General features: G+C 69.6%; 14 protein-coding genes. 10 read left to right on the top strand and 4 right to left on the bottom strand.

Annotated elements, in window-relative coordinates:
- The first annotated feature begins 198 nt into the window (after positions 1-198).
- The gene (locus AC1DN2_RS02450; protein WP_476849080.1) at positions 199-765 is read left to right on the top strand and encodes a GtrA family protein; all 567 of its coding nucleotides are present in this window, start codon (positions 199-201) and stop codon (positions 763-765) included.
- A 76-nt stretch (positions 766-841) separates the two neighbouring features.
- Here the strand turns inward: AC1DN2_RS02450 and AC1DN2_RS02445 are convergent, their stop codons facing one another.
- Positions 842-1,546: a TIGR03089 family protein gene (locus AC1DN2_RS02445; protein WP_476849079.1), complete on the bottom strand. Its 705-nt coding sequence runs from the start codon at positions 1,544-1,546 to the stop codon at positions 842-844.
- Positions 1,547-1,916: 370 nt separating this feature from the next.
- Here AC1DN2_RS02445 and AC1DN2_RS02440 point away from each other — a divergent pair, with 370 nt between their 5' ends.
- From AC1DN2_RS02440 to AC1DN2_RS02430, 3 genes are read left to right on the top strand one after another with little or no spacing between them, the layout of a single operon-like run.
- On the top strand, positions 1,917-2,459 hold the full coding sequence (locus AC1DN2_RS02440; RefSeq protein WP_263407429.1) for a WhiB family transcriptional regulator: 543 nt from the start codon (positions 1,917-1,919) through the stop codon (positions 2,457-2,459).
- Positions 2,460-2,488: 29 nt separating this feature from the next.
- Positions 2,489-5,884, top strand: a complete 3,396-nt coding sequence (locus tag AC1DN2_RS02435) for a glycosyltransferase family 2 protein (protein ID WP_476849078.1) — start codon at positions 2,489-2,491, stop codon at positions 5,882-5,884.
- Positions 5,877-7,538, top strand: a complete 1,662-nt coding sequence (locus tag AC1DN2_RS02430) for a DUF5719 family protein (protein ID WP_476849077.1) — start codon at positions 5,877-5,879, stop codon at positions 7,536-7,538. Before AC1DN2_RS02435 ends, AC1DN2_RS02430 begins: the two co-directional genes overlap by 8 nt.
- Before the next feature lie 30 nt (positions 7,539-7,568).
- Here AC1DN2_RS02430 and AC1DN2_RS02425 read toward each other — a convergent pair whose 3' ends face one another.
- Positions 7,569-8,120, bottom strand: a complete 552-nt coding sequence (locus tag AC1DN2_RS02425) for a metallopeptidase family protein (RefSeq protein WP_028277395.1) — start codon at positions 8,118-8,120, stop codon at positions 7,569-7,571.
- A gap of 146 nt (positions 8,121-8,266) precedes the next feature.
- On the opposite strand from AC1DN2_RS02425, the gene AC1DN2_RS02420 reads away from it, so the two are divergent.
- From AC1DN2_RS02420 to AC1DN2_RS02400, 5 genes are all read left to right on the top strand, one after another.
- A complete protein-coding gene (locus AC1DN2_RS02420) occupies positions 8,267-8,656 on the top strand; it encodes a DUF3499 domain-containing protein (RefSeq protein ID WP_028276503.1) in 390 nt (129 codons plus the stop codon).
- A gap of 93 nt (positions 8,657-8,749) precedes the next feature.
- Entirely contained in the window at positions 8,750-8,983 is a 234-nt protein-coding gene (locus AC1DN2_RS02415; RefSeq protein WP_476849076.1) for a hypothetical protein, read from the top strand.
- A 183-nt stretch (positions 8,984-9,166) separates the two neighbouring features.
- A complete protein-coding gene (gene ahcY / locus AC1DN2_RS02410; protein WP_476849075.1) occupies positions 9,167-10,654 on the top strand; it encodes an adenosylhomocysteinase in 1,488 nt (495 codons plus the stop codon).
- A gap of 157 nt (positions 10,655-10,811) precedes the next feature.
- Positions 10,812-12,038: a L,D-transpeptidase gene (locus tag AC1DN2_RS02405; RefSeq protein WP_476849074.1), complete on the top strand. Its 1,227-nt coding sequence runs from the start codon at positions 10,812-10,814 to the stop codon at positions 12,036-12,038.
- Positions 12,039-12,150: 112 nt separating this feature from the next.
- Positions 12,151-13,479: a TIGR01906 family membrane protein gene (locus AC1DN2_RS02400; RefSeq protein WP_476849073.1), complete on the top strand. Its 1,329-nt coding sequence runs from the start codon at positions 12,151-12,153 to the stop codon at positions 13,477-13,479.
- 21 nt (positions 13,480-13,500) lie between these two features.
- Here AC1DN2_RS02400 and AC1DN2_RS02395 read toward each other — a convergent pair whose 3' ends face one another.
- Positions 13,501-15,330, bottom strand: coding sequence for an AMP-dependent synthetase/ligase (locus tag AC1DN2_RS02395; protein ID WP_476849072.1), 1,830 nt, complete (start codon positions 15,328-15,330; stop codon positions 13,501-13,503).
- Positions 15,331-15,391: 61 nt separating this feature from the next.
- Complete coding sequence (locus tag AC1DN2_RS02390; protein ID WP_476849071.1) at positions 15,392-17,149, bottom strand: dolichyl-phosphate-mannose--protein mannosyltransferase; 1,758 nt, start codon at positions 17,147-17,149, stop codon at positions 15,392-15,394.
- Between the two features lie 57 nt (positions 17,150-17,206).
- On the opposite strand from AC1DN2_RS02390, the gene rsmI reads away from it, so the two are divergent.
- Entirely contained in the window at positions 17,207-18,175 is a 969-nt protein-coding gene (gene rsmI / locus AC1DN2_RS02385; RefSeq protein WP_476849070.1) for a 16S rRNA (cytidine(1402)-2'-O)-methyltransferase, read from the top strand.
- Positions 18,176-18,245: the final 70 nt, after the last annotated feature.

Here is an 18,245-nt window from a genome sequence, read left to right as displayed (position 1 = left end):
TCACGGGAACCCGGCTTTTGGGGATTGGCAAGCGCGGGAACGGTGCCGGGACGGGGGTTTCGCACCCGCCCGCCCGGCGCCCGCCGCCGGGTCCGCAGGGAGCCGTCTGAGCGGCCGCTGCGGGCGGACTCCCGGGAAACGGCGCTAAAATGGGCGTTTGGCCCAATGGCCGACAGTTCCAGAAGGCCACGGAGGGTCATGATTACTACACTTAACGAGCGCATGCGCGGGCTTGCCTCGCTGTTCTGGCGCGAAGTGGCCAAGTTCGGTGCCGTCGGCGGCATCGCGTTCGTCATCGACAACGGACTGACGTTTTACCTGATGCACGGTCCCATGACCGACAGCGAGGCCAAGGCCCGCTTCTTCGGGGCCAGCGTGGCGACGGTCTTTTCCTGGGTTGCGAACCGCTTTTGGACGTTCCGGCACCGCCGGCAGGCCAACGTGCTGCGCGAGTTCGTGATGTTCCTCATCATCAACGGGATCGGCATCGGCATCTCCACCGGCCTGACCGCCGTCGCGAAGTACGGCATGGGAGTCACCGACAAGAACATGCTCTTCCTCGCCGGGGTGGTCGGCATCCTGGTCGCGACCGTGGTCCGGTTCTTTGCCTACCGCTTCCTGGTGTTCAACCAGGAACTCGACGCAGAGCCCGAGTTCTCGCACGACCACGAGATCATCGAACGGCACACGCACTCCCAGCCGGTTGCCACGGCAGCCGTCAGGGAACCCGTCAACGATCCGGAACTGCCCGGCCCGCCGGCCTAAGGAACCGCCGTCCCGGGGAATCAGCGGCTGGGGATCGGTGCCCGGGAATCGGTGCCGGGGATTCAGCGCGTGGGGATCAGTTCCCGCTGATGCGCTCGGCGTCCCGCAGTTTGCCGGTCACCTCTACCTCGGGGTGCACCAGGACCACGGAACCGTCGGCCTTCCAGGTTCCCAATGACTGCGCAAGGACGGTTTCGAGGCCGTCGGCCGCCGGAACGAGCAGCCGCAGCCCGGGGCCCTGGGCCGCGGCAAAACCGTCCAGGAGCGCCCCGTGCGCATGGACTGCGCCGTCGGAGGTGCGGACGGCGAGACGTCCCGCCTCCGGATCCACGTGGGGCATGAAAATGTCGCCGTGGGAGCGGACCTCGGCGGCGTAGTCGAGGACGCCGCTGGGCAGTTCACCCGTCCACCGCATGGCCAGTGCCGGCAAAGACACGGCCAGGACGGCGTCGAACCCGCCCGCGGCAGCGCCCGGACCCGGGTCCGCGGTGGCAAGCAGGTCAGCCTCCGCGTCGTCGAAGACCACTTCCATGCCAAGCTGCCAGGCCGCGAGGGCCAGGATCACCGACTTCCAGTGCGCGGGCAGGTCCAGGCGCAGCCGCATGCCCGGTTCGGCGTCGAGTTCGTCCTGCAGCAGGTTGGAAGTCTTCGCGACCCAGTTGTCCAGCACGCGGCCAGAGAGTTCAACCCGTTCCGAATCGGGGCCGTACCAGGTCAGCCGGGGCGCCGTGGCCTGGCCGGACCGCAGCGCTGTCATCAGGTCGATTGCCGGAATGCTCATGCCCTCATCTTGCCACGGCTGTTGTCGCGGCCGATCAGTCCCCGGCTCCGTGACGTCCGTCACTCCGGCGGCCCCGGCGTTCGGCGGGGTCCGCGCAGGGCGCGGGAAAATTTCCCGAAAATTCAATGAAAAGCCCCAAAAGTGCTCAGTACCCTGATTATTCCGCGGGTTCTCGCGGGAGAGGAGAAAAAATTCCGGGCGTGGCGTGCCTCCACTTTGTGTATCAAGTTGATTATTATCTCCGCCGTGGCTTGACTCCCGGATACTTACACGCGTGTAATTAGTTATCTAAAGCCACTGCACAAAAACCGGCACTCAACCGAGTGTCCAAGGGGGTCTTGCAGTGGCTGCAAATCAGGAGGGGGACGCCATGGGGCTAGCAGAGCGTATCCATGAAGATGCCGTAGTTGCCGGCCAGGCCACGGCGAAATACCGGTCACGCGGCGTGCCGACTGACTGGTACGTAGATCCGGCGGATCCGGACGCAGCTGACCGCTATAACGAACACACCCAGGATTCCCTGCAGGAGGCCGCCACGGCCTTCCTCGCAGCGCACGACGAGCTCCTGGCTGGCCCGGATCATGACACCGATCCCCTCGACCCGCCGATGGAGCTCCATTCGCCCGGTTCCGGTACCGCCGGGCAGCCAGTCTGGATCGGCCTGCCGTCCCGGCAGGAATTCGACGACGAGGGCGAGCTCGGCTGGCAGACCGATGCCCTGTGCGCCCAGACTGATCCCGAAGCCTTCTTCCCCGAAAAGGGCGGCTCCACCCGCGACGCCAAGAAAGTCTGCGGCGCCTGCAACGTGCGTTCCCAGTGCCTCGAGTACGCCTTGTCCAACGACGAGCGCTTCGGGATCTGGGGAGGCCTCTCCGAGCGCGAGCGGCGCCGGCTTAGGAAGCGAGCAGTCTAATTCTTCAAGAAGTACGAGTCACCGCCGTCGTGGTCTCCCACGACGGCGGTGATTTTCTCCCCAGGACCCTTGCGGCGCTGGCGGCCCAAACACGGCCCGCCGACGCCGTGATCGGTGTCGACACCGGATCCCGCGACCACTCCGCCGCCCTCCTTGAACAGGAACTGGGCAAGGCCAACGTCACAGTCTTCGACCAGCCCAGGTCCGGCATGGGTGGAGCCGTCATGGCCGGGCTCAAGGCCCTCGCGCCGTGGCCTGCGGAGGGCTCCGCCGCCACGGCGCCGGGCACCGACTGGATCTGGCTGCTGCACGACGACGCCGCACCGGCACCCGAGGCCCTGGCCGAACTCCTCCGTGCGGTCGAGCGGGCGCCGTCGGTCACGGTGGCAGGCTGCAAGCAGCTGGACTGGCATGCCGAGCGGCGGCTGATCGACGTCGGGCTCTCCACGAGCCGCTGGGCCGAGCGGCTGACGCTGATCGACGCCGACGAGCTCGACCAGGGCCAGTACGACGGCCGCAGCGATACCTTTGCGGTCAATTCCGCCGGCATGCTGGTCCGCCGCGACATCTGGGAGGAGCTCCGGGGCTTCGATCCGGCCCTGCCCGGCAGCGGCGACGACGTCGACTTCTGCTGGCGCAACCGTCTCGCCGGGCACCGCGTGGTGGTGGTCCCCAGCGCCCGGATGTTCCATGTCTCGCACCGTCCCCACGCCCTCGGCAACGCGACGGCCGCACGCAAGGCACAGGTGCACCTGCGGCTCAAGCACGCGGCCGGCTGGAAAGTCCCGCTGCACGCGGCCGGCGCCCTCCTGGGCAGCCTCTTCAAACTCGTCCTGAGCATTGCGGTCAAGGACCCGGGGCACGGGTTCTCCCAACTGCTGGCGACCTTTGCCGCGCTGGGCCGCCCGGCGGCGGTGGTCCGCGGACGCCGCAATGCCGCGCGCACCCGCCGGATCCGGCGCTCCGTCATGAAAGGACTGCAGACGCCGCGCCGTGAGGTCTGGGCGCACCGGCGCTCCCTGATTGAGGCGCTCGGCGCCGACGACTTCGGCAGCGAATTGACAGGTGCCGGTCCGCTGGCCGAGCAGCCCACCGGGAACACCGGCAATGCTGACGATTTCGCCGCCATCGCCACCCCGGACCGCGGCTGGGTGGGCAGCGGTGCGGTGCTGGCCATACTCCTGACCCTGGCGGTCTCCCTGACAGGGTTGCTTAGCCTGTTCCGGGCCCCGGCCGTCTCCGGCGGCGCGCTGATCCCCGTATCACTGCGCCTCTCCGAAATCTGGAACCATGCCTCCACCTGGTGGATCAGTCTGGGCGCGGGCCTGCCGGGCCACGGCGACCCCTTTGGCTACCTGCTGTGGGTGCTCGGTGTGCTCGGCGCCGGCGATGCCAACGGCGGCGTGGGCTGGTTGTTGATCCTCGCCATGCCGCTGTCTGCGCTGGGCGCGTGGTTCGCTGCCGGCGCCCTGACTGCCCGTCGGAGGCTGCGCCTTGCGGCCGCCCTGCTGTGGGCCGCGGCGCCGGCACTCCAGGTGTCCCTGAACCAGGGCCGGCTCGGCGCCTTGGTCGCGCACGTCATGATCCCGGTGGTCGTCCTGGCGCTGCTCCGGGCGACCGGCACGGCCGCGGGCCGCGGCATCCATGCCGTCCCGGCCCCGGGGCAGGGACGGCTCATCCCCACGCCGGCCGCCCGTCCCGGCGTCAACGGGACGCCGTCGTGGACGGCTGCGGCCGCCGCGGGCCTCGCCCTGGCCGTAGTCACCGCCGCGGCGCCCTCGCTGCTGCTGCCGTCCATGGCCGTCGTGGCCCTCTGCGGCGTGCTGTTGGGCCGGCGCGGCCGCACGGTCTGGTGGGCAATCCTGCCCAGCCTGGCACTGTTCCTGCCCTTCGCCTTCTCGGTCCTGGACCGGCCGCGGGCGCTCCTGGCCGACCCGGGCCTGCCGCTCGGTTTCGACGCCGCCCCACTGTGGCAACAGGCCCTGGGGCAGCCACTGAACTTCGACGCCGGCGCCGGACTCACCGGGCTCAGCGCCTTCGGCGGGTCCGCCGCAGGTTCCGCCGGGCCGGCCGGTCTGCCGTGGGCACTGCTGCTGGCCTTGCTGTTGGGGCTGCCGGTGCTGCTGCTGGCCCTGGCCGCACTCTTCATGCCGCGCCGGCTTGTGCTGGCCGGACGCACCCGGACGGCACGGGGCCTGTGGGCCGTGGCCGTCCTGATGCTGGCCGGCGGCTGGCTCGCCGGGCATGTCGCCTCCGGCGCCAGCGCCGAGGTCCTGGTCACTCCGTTCCCCGGCCCCGCCGTTTCGGCGGCCGCGTTCGCGTTCCTAGGCGCTGCCCTGATCGGAGCCGAAGGGCTCCTGGACGCCGCCGACCGGACCGCCGGTTCCGGGCTGGCACGGAAGGTCCTGGTCCGCGGCACGGCCGCGGCATCCATGCTCCTGCTGCTGGCCGCGCCCCTGGCCGGGTTTACCGTGTGGACCGCACAAAACCTGCTGCAGCCCACGTCGCAGACACCAACACAGGCAGCGGCAGCCACCGCGGGACCCTCCGGTCTCGGGACCCCGAGGCTCGTCCAGCCTGCCCAGGCCCGCACGCTGCCCGCCACGGCGGTTGATCGCGGCGAGGGCCCGGAACAGTCCAGGACACTCCTGATTGCCAGCAACGAGGACGGAAGCTTCGACGCAACACTCATGCGCGGAGCCGGGACCACCCTGGACGCGCTCTCAACGATCGCCGCCGCCCGCGGCATCATGGGAGCGCCGGGCCAGGAGACGGTCCGCGACGACGATGCCGTCGCCGGATCGCTCCGGAACGTCGTGGCCACCATCGTCGCCGGCGAAGGCGTGGATCCGCGGGAGGACCTCGAGCGGCTCGGCGCCGGCTTTGTCGTGCTCCGGGTTGCCGATTCAGCCTCCGAATTGACGGCCAGCCGCATGGACGCAGTCCCCGGACTTGTCGCCGTCGGCCAGACGGGGACGGGCTGGCTCTGGCGGGTCAGCCCGCAGAACCGGCCCGGCATCGCGGACTCCGACGTCGCGCACCGGGTCCGGGTAGTGGACGGCAGCGGCGCCGCCATCGGACTGCTCCCGTCCGAAGAAGTCTCGGCGGCCGGCACGGTCCCGGCCGGCCCCGAGGGCCGCCTTGTGGTGCTCGCCGAGCGGGCCGATCCGGGCTGGAGCGCCTGGCTTGACGGGCGCCGCCTGACCTCAACGACGTCGGGATGGTCGCAGGCCTTCACACTGCCGGCCCAGGGCGGCCAGTTGAGCATCCGTTACGAAGCGCCGTGGGCCGTCCTGATCGGGATTGCGCAGGCCGTGATGATCGGGCTGACCGTCCTCCTCGCCGTGCCCATGCCTGCCCGCCGGTCCAACACCGGCCTGTCCAGGGACGAAGCCTCCCTGCGTAAGGAACATCAGCATGTCTAAGGGCCACAACGAAAAAGAAACCGAAACGGAAGCCGAGACGGGTCCGTCGCCGCGGAAGCGGCGGCTGCCGCGGGCCGGAGTGATCGGCGGCATCCTCTCCGCGGTGGCCCTCGTTGCCGCGGGCGGCGGCTTGGTATCGGCGGCGTCGCTGACGCCCCAGAACCCCGCCAGCAGGCAGCTCGAGGCCCCCGTCGCCGCGGTTCCGGCCGGCAGCAGCGTCGGGGTCTGCCCGGGCCCGGCCCGGCTGCTTGAGGGCACCCCCGTGGGCACCGACCCCCAGTTCAGTCCGGAATCCGCCACCGCGAAGACAGCCGTCAGCGCCGCCGTGCTCGGCTCAAGCGCCGGCATCATCCCCGGCAGCCGGCTCGCCCCGCTTAAAGGTTCCCCCCTCGCCGACATCGCGCCGGGCGCCGCGCCCACAGCTTCCGCGCCCCCGGCTTCCGCGGCTGCGGCCCGCACGCCCGTGCTGGTCGCCGGCGTCGTGCCCCAGCGCGAGGTGGACAACATCAGCGTCCTCAGCGCCGATGCCCAAAACAACCACCAGGCAGCTGCCGGCGCCGTCCTGAGCTACACGGCCGAGGACGGGGACCTCCAGGGTTCCGCGGCTGCCGCGTGCCAGCAGCCCGGCAACGATCTCTGGCTGGTCGGCGCCAACACTGCGCTCGGCCGGTCGGCGGTCCTGAACCTGACCAATGCCTCCAGCACGCCGGCGACGGTGAGCCTGGACCTCTTTGGCTCCGAGGGCCCGATCCAGGCTCCCGGAAGCCGCGGCCTGCTGGTGGCGCCCGGCACCACCCGCTCCATCATCCTGGCCGGGCTCGCGCCGGGACAGGAACGGCTCGGCGTGCGGGTCCGCAGCACCGGCGGTCCGGTGGCTGCCGTGATCCAGCAAAGCGTGCTCCGCGGCCTCACGCCCGGCGGCGTCGACTTCATCACCCCCGGCACCGCCCCGTCCGTCAGCCAGGTGGCCGCCGGTCTCGACATCCAGGATCCCGCGGCGCTGGCCGCGCTCAAGGCAAAGCCCGGCTTCGCCGACGCCGGACCGGCCCTCGAAGTCGCCGTGCCGGGGGCCACCGACGCCGTGGTCGAGATCAAGCTGTATGGTCCCGACGGCCAGAAGGCGCTGCCCGGCGGCGGCGTGGTGACGGCGAAGGCCGGCGCGGTCACGGAGGTTTCCCTGGCCGGGGTCCCGGCCGGGACCTACACCGTGGCGGCGAGCTCGGATGTCTCGTTTGCGGCCACTGCCCGGCTCACGCGGGGACTGCAGGCCGGGGACGCGGCGGACATCGCGTTTTCCGCCGCCTCGGCCCGGCTGGGCAGCCAGCACATCGTTGCGGTTCCGCGCACGGGCGACCGGCAGCTCGTTCTCGGTGCCCCCGCCGGCCGGGCGACCGTGACCTACACGCCAATCACTGCGGACGGCAAGATCCGGACCGCAGGCACCGCCGACATTGCCGGCGGAACCACCGTTTCCATCAAGATCCCCGCTGACGTGGGCGGCTCGCCGCTCGTGGGCTATGTGGTGTCCGCCGCCGGGGATCCGGCGTACGGGGCACTTGTTCTGGCGCGGGACGGCCGGCAGGACATTTCCGCGGTGGCGCTGGCGCCTGAAGCGGCAGGACAACGGCAGGTCCCCGTCACGCTGGGCTACTAGGCCCGGGGGCAGGCCGGAAGCAGGCTCGGGCTAGTACCGGCGGCGATAGACGGGGTCGAGGGACTCCGGGGGTACGCCGAGCATCTCGGCCGTGTATTCCACGACGACGTCGTGCACGAGGTCCTGGAGTTCGTCCCGGGTTCCGCACACCTGCTCCACCACCCGGCGGTACAGCGTGATGACCGGTCCGTCCTCGGCCGTGGCAGCAGTGAAAGCGCCCATCGGCGCGGGCGTGCGGTCCGCCACGAGCTGCTCCAGGCCCGGGGGGATCTCGTCAACGGCGAAGCGGACGCCGTCGAGCGGCTTGCCCCAGATGTCGTGCAGCCGCTGGGCCGAGTCCAGGACGAAGTCATCGAAGCGGTCGGAGCGGGTCCGGTAGCCGGGCAGGGTGGGGAGTATGAGCTCGCCGCGAAGGCCCCGGCCGTGCCGGTTCCTGCGGCGCTGCCGGAAGGTCTTTCCCTGGACGGCGGCAGGCGACCCGGCCAGAGGCGCGCCGGCGGGGCCGGAACCGGCGCCTGTGCGTCCGGCGTCGGGGTCAGCCAACCGGACCGTGAAACCCGAATCGTGGTGCGATGACTGCATATCTTGACTCTAAACCCGCGCAATGAAATACGCGATACAGCCCCGACGGCGATCCGCCGCCGCGCCGCCGCGCCGCCGCGGCGCGGCATAACCACTGCCGTTTCAATGCGCAGCCCCCGGCCCGAGGGGGAGTAGTCTGTGATGTCGTGGGTGCAATTCGTATTTGTTCTAGGTCTGCCTGCCGCAATTCTGCGGTGGCCACTTTGACGTACGTCTACGCCGACTCCACGGCCGTTCTGGGCCCGCTGGCGACGTACGCCGAACCGCACTGCTACGACTTGTGCGAACAGCACGCCGATTCGCTGACCGTGCCGCGCGGCTGGGAAGTCATGCGGCTGGCGATGCCCGCAACCCCGGCCGGCCCCGGCCCCGACGACCTCCTGGCCCTCGCCAACGCGGTCCGCGAAGCGGCCTCCCGTCCGGCTGCGGGGGAAACGGCGAAGGGGCAGCGCACGCTGCACCCGGCGCTGGAGGCACCGGCCCCGGCCGAGGGTGCCCGGCGCGGACATCTGCGCGTCCTGCGCGAACCTTCCTAAGGCGTCAACTGGCGGTAGGGTGGAAACTGCAAAAAGCCGTCAGCCACTCAGCCACCGGCGCCCTGTTGCGGCGCCCATCAGGGAGCGTTCACCATGCCCAAGCTCAGTTCCGAACTGTTGTCTGTCCTGCGATGCCCCGTCACCGGCTCCGGCCTGGTGCAGGACGGCGACGAGCTCGTCACCGTCACGGCAGATGGCGCCGGGAACAAGCTGCGGTACAAAATCGAGGACGGCATCCCGCTGCTGCTTCCGCCGGAACTGCTGCCCGCCGCCGCGGCGGCCCCCGCTGACCAGCACGACGCCGCCCCGCGCCACTCCGCGGAATAGCGCGCCCCGCGCCACGCCGCGGAATAGCGCGCCCCGCGCCACGCCGCGGAATAGCCGCCCCAAAACGCCGCCGGGCACCCATCGGGGAGGCCCGCGGCACCGAATGACTGCTTAGATCCTGCTCCAATCCAGAATCGCCCAGTTCCAGACACGCGATGCCACCGGCCACAACAAAGGACTCAGATGACTTTCGATTACAAGATTGCGGACATTTCCCTGGCCGAGGCGGGCCGCCACCAGATCCGCCTCGCCGAGCACGAGATGCCCGGACTCATGTCCCTGCGCGAGGAGTTCGGCGCCAGCCAGCCGCTCAAGGGCGCCCGGATCGCCGGATCCCTGCACATGACCGTCCAGACCGCGGTGCTGATCGAGACCCTTACCGCCCTCGGCGCCGAAGTCCGCTGGGCCTCCTGCAACATCTTCTCCACCCAGGACGAAGCCGCCGCCGCAGTGGTGGTCGGCAACGGCACCGTCGAGGACCCCCAGGGCGTCCCCGTCTTCGCCTGGAAGGGCGAGACGCTGGAAGAATACTGGTGGACCGCCCAGCAGATCCTCACCTGGCCGGGCGCCGACGCCAACCCTGAGCTGGGCCCGAACATGATCCTGGACGACGGCGGCGACGCCACCATGCTGGTGCACAAGGGTGTCGAGTTCGAGGCCGCCGGCGCTGTCCCCGCCGCCGCCGAGGACGACTCCGAGGAAGGCCGGGTGTTCCTCGACGTGCTGCGCGCATCCCTCGAGGCCGACCCGCAGAAATGGACCCGCATCGGCGCCCTCCTGCTCGGCGTCACCGAGGAGACCACCACGGGCGTGCACCGCCTGTACCAGCTGGCGGAGCAGGGCAAGCTGCTCTTCCCGGCGATCAACGTCAACGACTCTGTCACCAAGAGCAAGTTCGACAACAAGTACGGCATCCGCCACTCCCTGCCCGACGGCATCAACCGCGCCACCGATGTCCTGATGGGCGGCAAGGTCGCCGTCGTCTGCGGTTACGGCGACGTCGGCAAGGGCGCAGCGGAGGCCTTCCGCGGCCAGGGGTCGCGCGTGATCGTCACTGAGATCGACCCCATCTGCGCGCTCCAGGCGGCCATGGACGGCTACCAGGTCGCCAAGCTGGAATCCGTCCTCAGCGAAGGCCACATCTTCATCACCACCACGGGCAACAAAGACGTCATCATGGCCAAGCACATGGCCGAGATGCGTGACAAGGCCATCGTGGGCAACATCGGGCACTTTGACAATGAGATCGACATGGCCGGGCTGGCGCGGGTCCCCGGCATCAAAAAGGTCGAGATCAAGCCCCAGGTGCACGAGTGGGTCTTCGAAGCTGACCCGGCCACGGGTAAGGGCGGCCGCTCCATCATCGTCCTGTCCGAAGGCCGCCTGCTGAACCTCGGCAACGCCACCGGACACCCCTCGTTCGTCATGAGCAACTCCTTCGCCAACCAGACGATCGCCCAGATTGAACTGTTCACGAAGGCCGGCCAGCCCGAGGGCGAGCGGGAATACGAGAACCAGGTGTACGTCCTGCCCAAGATCCTGGACGAAAAGGTCGCCCGCCTGCACCTGGGTGCCCTCGATGTGGAGCTGACCGAGCTGTCCAAGGAACAGGCGGAGTACCTGGACGTCGACGTGGCCGGACCGTACAAGCCCGGTCACTACCGCTACTAGGAACCCTCCCAAAGGCCCCCGGACGAAGGTCCGGGGCCCTTTGTTGTGACCGTTTTGGGGGCACTTTTGTAACCGGATCGTGGTCGAATCGGACCGGGGTTCCAAGGTAATTCGCTTATGCTGGCAGGATGACGTGTGGAAACGCCCGGGTCCTGTGATGGCCCTGAAGACCTGGAGTACCGGCCGAAAGATCGCCCTGCTGGGGGTGCTCTGTGCCCTGGCAGCCGGCGGCGGAGCCTTCGCCGCGGCGGCTCCGGGGCTGGCCCAGTCCGGGATTTCCTCCGAGGCCGGGTCCCCGTCCCGGACGACGCCGGGACTCGCCGTCCCGGTGGTCGCCCCCGCTGAACTGGCCGTCTCGCCCGCCGACGGCGCCAAGCAGGTCAACCCTGCGGCGCCGGTTTCCCTCAAGGTCACGAACGGCCGGATTGACCGCGTGGCCCTGACGAGCGATGGCGGCGACACCGTTGACGGCACCCTGGGCACGGACGGGTCCGCCTGGACGTCCTCCGGCAACCTGACGTTCAACACGCGGTATAACTTCACGTACTCCGTGGTGGACGACGCGGGACGCGAGACCCACAGCACGCGCGCGTTCACCACCGTCTCGACCGCCAACGAGGCTGACGCCGCCATATACCCCCTGGACGGGATGAAGGTGGGTGTGGCCCAGCCCCTGCAGATCACCTTCAGCGAGCCGGTCCTGAACCGGACCGCCGTCGAAAAGGCCATCAAGATCACCTCGACGTCCGGCCAGGTGGGTGATTTCCACTGGTTCAACAACAACACTGTCAGGTACCGGCCGGAGGCCTTCTGGGCCGCGAACAGCACCATCACCATGGACATGAAGCTGTTCGGCGTTGAGCTCGGCAACGGGCAGGTCGGCAACTTCAACAAGACGGTAACGGTCCACATCGGGGACAAGAAGGTGGCCGTCGCCGACGCCAAGGCCCATACGTTCTCGGTCAGCATCAACGACAAGCCGGCCGGCCACTGGCCGGCGACCATGGGCGACACCCGGTTCCCGTCGGCACGGGGCTTCCTCGTGTTTATGGAGAAGCACCGTGTGGAGCACATGGATGCCTCCACGATTGGGCTCAAACCGGGGGACCCGGCCTACTACGGCCAGCTGGACGTCAACTACGCCACGCGCCTGACGCCCAGCGGGGAATTCATCCACCAGGCCACGGAGTCCGCGATGCCCTACATCGGCAAGACGAACCTCTCCCACGGCTGTATCGGCCTGGGCCCGGACGGCGCGAAGTGGGTGTTCGACAATATGACCACCGGCGACGTCGTCCAGGTGGTGAACACCGAGGGGGAGTACGCCAACTTCGATGACGGCTTCGGGGACTGGAACATCCCTTGGGCCCAATACGCCAACTGACGGGGTGGCACCTCGCTGAGCCCAATCCTCTGACGGTAGGCTCAGAGCCAGATAAGTTGCGCAGCCGGGCGCAGGCCGGGCAGCGCAGAAGCCTACGGAAGCGAAGCTCCACGTGACTGACAAGAGTCCCACCCCTCCCGACCGGCCGGATCCGCACCTGGATCCGTCGGACGACACCGACGAACCGGCGTTCGACTGGATGAAGCCGGCCGCCGCCGGCAAGCCCACGGCGGGCACGGCAGCCGGCAAGGCAGGATCGGCCGCAGCCTCCGGCAAGCCCACGGCGGGCACGGCAGCCGGGCCGGCAGGGCCGGCCGCAGCCGCCGGCAACGCAGGATCGGCCGCAGCAGCGGGATCAGCAGAGGGCACGGCAGCGCCGTCGGCAGCGCCCACCGCCAGCCAGCCGGAGAGCCGCGCCGACCGCAAGGCGGCCGAGGCCGCCGCCACGGGGCCGTCGGATACTTCCCCGTCGGACGTGGCCACGTCGAATGCTGCCACGTCGAATGACGAGGCGCGCGGGGCAGGAGCCGGCGCATCAGCCGGCGCACGTCCTGACACCGACCCCGAGGACGAAGTCGAACGCCGCAACGCCGAACGCCGTAATGCCGAACGCGAGCAGGCGGCCAAGGCCAAGCCCGTCCTCCCGCGGGTGCTTCAGGTGCTGCTCGCCGTGTTCTACCCGGTCATCCTGCTGGTGCTCGCCGTCCGCGCCGTGACCAGCCCCCTGTTCCTCTGGGTGGAATACAACCGTCCGGGCTTCCCCGGTGACGGCTACGGCTTCAGCACCGATGACCGCATGACGTACGGTTCCTACGCGGTGGACTACCTCAGCAACTGGTCGGGCCCCCGCTACCTCGGCGATCTTGTGGACCAAAGCGGGGAGCGGTTGTTCAAGGACGGCGAAGTCAGCCACATGGCCGACGTCAAGGCCGTGATCCTGTCCACTTTCGGCGCCGGTACCCTGCTGATCCTGCTGGGCCTGGCGGCCGTGATCTACCTCAAGCGGCGCCACAACGGGGGAGTCCGCCGCGGCCTGTTCGCCGGCTCGATCGTCACCCTTGCACTCATCATCGGCCTCGGGACCCTCGCGGTACTCGGCTGGGAGCAGTTCTTCACCGATTTCCACCGTATTTTCTTCGCCAACGGGACCTGGACATTTACGCTCCAGGACACCCTGATCCGGCTCTTCCCGGGCCAGTTCTGGATGGACGCCGGGATCGTCATCGGAAGCCTCGTGCTGGTCGCTTCCTTGGTCACCCTCGTCCTGACCTGGCCCACGCGCCGGCGCCGCGGCCTCGGCAAGAAGGCCGCCGCCACGTCCAAGGGCACCGATACTGATGCCGGCGCCGGCGCTGGCGCCACCGCCGAGGCTGCGCCCGCGGCGGACGGCACGGCCGGCAGCGACGCAGAGGGCCCGGCGCGCACCCGGCACACCGTCTGACGACGGGCCGGTTGCCCGGGGTCAGCCGTAGATGCGGTTGATGTGCTGTTCGTAGTCCCGCACAACGGCGGCCCGCTTGAGTTTGAGCGAGGGGGTCAGGTGCCCTGATTCCACGGTGAAGTCGGCGTCCAGGATGACGAAGCTGCGGATGGACTCGGCCTTGGAGACCGTGAGGTTCGCGGCATTGATGGCTTCCTGGATCGCGGCCCGGACCGTCTGGTCCGCGGCGGCTTCGGCCGGCGCCATGAGGGGCACCTTCCGGGCGGCGCACCAGTTGCGCAGTCCTTCCGGGTCCAGGTTCACCAGTGCCGAGACGAAGGGCCGGCCGTCGCCAACGACCACGGCCTGTCCGACCAGCTGGTGCTCCCGGATCTTCTCCTCGAGCGGGCCCGGGGCGACATTCTTGCCGCCGGCTGTGACCAGCAGGTCCTTCTTCCGGCCCGTAATGGTCAGGAATCCGTCCTCGTCGAGGGAGCCGAGGTCGCCGGTCCGGAAGAAACCGTCCACGAAGGCCTCAGCGTTGGCGGCCTCGTTGGCGTGGTAACCCTTGAAGACGCCGATGCCCTTGACCAGGATCTCGCCGTCGTCGGCCACCCGGACCGTGGTGCCCGGCACCGGGATGCCGACGGTGCCCACCTTGGTCCGCGCCGGGGTGTTGGCTGTGCAGGGCGCCGTGGTTTCGGTCAGGCCGTAGCCTTCCAGGACGGGGATGCCCACGCCGCGGAAAAAATGGGCGTCGTTGGAGCTCAGCGGGCTCGCGCCGGAGACCGTGTACCGCAGCTGGCCGCCGAAGGCCTGCCGGAGCCTGGGATACAGGATCCGGTCGAAGACTGCGTGCCGGGCACGCAGCAGGAGCCCCGGGCCCGTGCCGTTGCCCCGGGAGGCGGCGTCGAGGGCCTTGGAGTAGTCGATCGCAGCCGCCGCTGCGGCTGTGAAGATCCGTTCCTTGCCGGCGGCGTCCGCCTTCTGCGCGGCTCCGGCGTAGACCTTTTCGAAGATCCGGGGGACCACCAGCAGAAAGGTGGGTTTGAAGCTGTCCAGGTCGTCCAGGAGCTCTTTGGCACTGGCGGTGTGGCCGAGGGTGGATCCGGAGCTCAGGCAGACCACCTGTACGGCCCGGGCCAGGACGTGCGCCAGGGGCAGGAACATCAGCGTCCGGGAACGCGGCTGCATGAGGAGCTCGGGCAGGAACAGGACGATGTTCTTGGCCACGAGGGCAAAGTTGGCGTGGGTGATCTCGCAGCCCTTGGGCTTGCCGGTGGTGCCCGAGGTGTAGACCAGGGACGCGACATCCGCCAGGGACGCCGCGGTCCGGTGGCGTTCCAGCTCGGCGTCGGTCACCCCGGTGCCGGCCGCGGCCATGCTCGCCAGGTTCGGTGCGGCGCCGTCGTGCTCCATCCGCACGACGGCAACAAGCCTGTCACCGAGGACGGTGGAGGCGTCCAGGACGCCCTGGACGAGGGCGGCCCTGGCGTGGTCCTCGACGAACACCCGCCGGGCCCCCGAATCATGGAGAATCCACTCGACCTGGGCCGCGGAGGAGGTCTCGTAGATCGGGACGGTGACGCCGCCGGCGAACCAGATGGCGAAGTCCACCACCGTCCACTCGTACCGGGTGGCGGACATGACCGCGACGGTTTCGCCCGGCGTGAGTCCGCCGGCGATCAGGCCCTTGGCCAGGGCAGTGACCTGCTCCAGGAAGTGCTGGACGGAGACGTCGGTCCAGCCGGCGGGGCCTTTGCGGGAGTAGAGGGCGTGCACGGGATCCTTCGCGTGCTGCTCCAGGAGCAGGTCAGTCACGTTGCTCTCCGGGTCCAGCTCCACGAGCAGTCCGGTGCTTGCTTCTCTCACAGCCGAGTCTCCATTTCCTGGTCCGCCCGGAGTTCGGCGGACATTCCCCTGCAATCCTGCCCTAGATCCAGGACGGCATCCACATCCGGATGCGCCAGTCCTGGTACGGGATCACCTCGGCCGTCCAGACCGGGTAGAAGAACGCGGACACCAGCACGGCCGCCACCACGAACAGCGCCACCAGGTAGAACCCGGACCGCCGGCGCCAGAGGGGGTCGGCGCGCTGGCCGAGCACCAGCCCCAGGCAATAGACGAGCGCCAGCACCAGGAACGGTTCAAAGGACACGGCGTAGAAGAAGAATGTGGTGCGCTCCGGGTACATGAACCAGGGGAGATATCCTGCGGCCACTCCGGCCAGGACTGCGCCGGCGCGCCAGTCGCGGCGGCCCGCCCACCAGAACAGCAGGACACCCAGGCTCACGGCCGCGCTCCACCAGATCAACGGGTTGCCGACGGAGAGGATGGCGGTGGTGCAGTTGGTCAGCTCGCAGCCCGGGGTGCCCTGCCCGGGGGATTCGTAGAAGAAAGACGTGGGGCGGCCCATGACCAGCCAGCTCCAGGCGCTGGCCTCGTAGGGGTGGTCGGCACTGAGGCCCTGGTGGAACTTGTAGGCCTCCAGGTGGTAATGCGCCAGGGACCGTACGGCGTTCGGCAGCCAGCCCCACTCGGCCGAGGGGTTGGCGTCGGCCCAGTGCCTGAAGTAGGCGTCCGTGGAACGGAACCACCCGGTCCAGGTGGCGCCGTAGACCAGGGCGGCCACCGGAACGATGCTCAGGAAGGCCGGGATGCCGTCCTTGAGGATGCCGCCGCTGATCCAGGCATGCACGCCGGCTATGCGCCGCGCACTGAGGTCCCAGAAGACGGTCAGCAGGCCGAATCCGGCCAGAAAGAACAGGGCGGACCATTTCGTGCCGACCGCCAGGCCCAGGCAGACGCCCGCCGCGAGGCGCCACCACCGGATGCCGAGCCAGGGCCCGGAGGTGAGCTGCAGCGCCGAGGGCCGCCCCGTGGCGGAGGCCGCGGCCTGCCGGCCGAGCCGGGCAGCGAGCCGCCTCCGGCCGTCGTCGCGGTCCATCAGCAGGGCCCCGAACGCGGCGAGGATCCAGAACATCAGGAAGATGTCCAGCAGCGAAGTCCGGGACATGACCAGGTGGTGGCCGTCCACGGCAAGCAGGATGCCGGCCACGGCACCCAGGGTGAGCGAGCGGAAGAGCTTTTGCGCGATCAGGGCCAGCAGGAGGATGGACAGTGTCCCCGTCAGGGCGGCACCGAACCGCCAGCCGAAGGGGTTGTCCGCCCCGAAAAGCCACATGCCCGCGGCGATCATCCACTTGCCGACCGGCGGGTGGACGACGTACTCCGGCGTGTTCAGCAGCACGCCGGGGTTGCCGGCGATGAAGGAGTCGTTCGCCCGGTCCGGCCAGCTGCGCTCGTATCCGCTGATCAGGAAGGAGTACGCGTCTTTGACGTAGTACGTTTCGTCAAAGACCAGGTTGCGCGGCGTGTCCAGCCGGACGAACCGCAGGACGCCGCCCAGCGCGGCCGTCAGGACGGGAATGAGCCAGTACCAGAGCCGAAGCGACGCCGGGTAGTCCCGCCAGCTCTGGAGGCCGCCGATCAGGCGTTCCCTGAGGGCCTCCGGGGTGTTGGCCTCGGCGGGGCGGCCGATCCAGCGGTGCCCTTCAAGGTTGCGGCCGGTGCTGAAGCGGCTCCGGTCCTTGCCGGCCGCCCGGCCGTCGGGACGGCTGGGACCTGTTGCCTGCGATGCATCGGGGCCAGTCTCGGGCTGCCGCGTGGGGGTCTGGGTCACGTTGCCCATGCTACCTTTCGCAGCTGTGCTCGCAGGCCCCCGCCCCGGCGGCAGTAGGCTGGTCCTGTGGACCACGAACCCAGCCCTTCCCCCCTTCCTCCCCTCGATTCTCCCTTCGACGGCGATGCCGCCGCCGCCGTTCCCGCCCCTGATTCCGCGTCTGTTTCCGCCGCTGTTTCCGCCAGTGTTCTCGCCCCTGGCGGGCCCGGCAGGATCGTTCTCGCCGCGACGCCGATCGGCAATGCGGGCGATGCCTCGGCGCGGCTCGTGGAGTTGCTCGCGACGGCGGACATCGTCGCCGCGGAGGACACCCGGAGGCTGCACCGCCTTGTGCAGAACCTCGGCGTCACCGTGGCCGGCCGGATCATCAGCTATCACGAGCACAATGAGGCAGCCAAGACGGCTGACCTGCTGGAGCAGGTCCGGTCCGGCAAGACCCTGGTGATGGTGACCGACGCCGGCATGCCCTCCGTCTCTGATCCGGGGTTCCGGCTGGTTGAAGGCGCCGTGGCGGCCGGCCTCACCGTCACCGCGGCCCCGGGACCCTCCGCCGTGCTGACCGCCCTGGCCCTGTCGGGCCTGCCGACGGACCGCTTCTGCTTCGAGGGTTTCCTGCCCCGCAAGGCCGGTGAACGCTCCTCGCGGCTGGCCGATCTCGACACCGAGCGGCGCACCATGGTGTTCTTCGAGGCGCCGCACCGGCTGGAGCCCATGCTGAGGGCCCTGCGGGAGAGCTTTGGCGCCGACCGCCGGGCCGCCGTCTGCCGCGAACTCACCAAGACCTATGAAGAGGTCATCCGCGGCACCCTGCGCGAACTGCTTGAATGGGCCGAGTCCAGCGAGGTACGCGGCGAAATCGCCGTGGTGGTGGGCGGCGCCCCGGAACGCGAACCCGGCCGCCCCGAGGATCATGTGGCCGCCGTCAACGGGCTGATAGCCCAGGGCATCCGGCTGAAGGAGGCTGTCGCCGCAGTGGCAGATGACGCGAAGGTCAGCAAGCGCGAACTCTATGCCGCGGTCCTCGCCGCGCGCTGAGCCGTGCGCTGAGCCAGGTGGTGGGTGCCGGGCGGCGGGTTCCGGCGCGCTGCTTGCCTCGGGGGCCGGC

It is taken from the genome of Arthrobacter sp. 01L42 (genome assembly GCF_056400005.1).
Note: the sequence above shows the minus strand (reverse complement) of the source record. Positions and strands in the feature narration are given on the sequence as shown.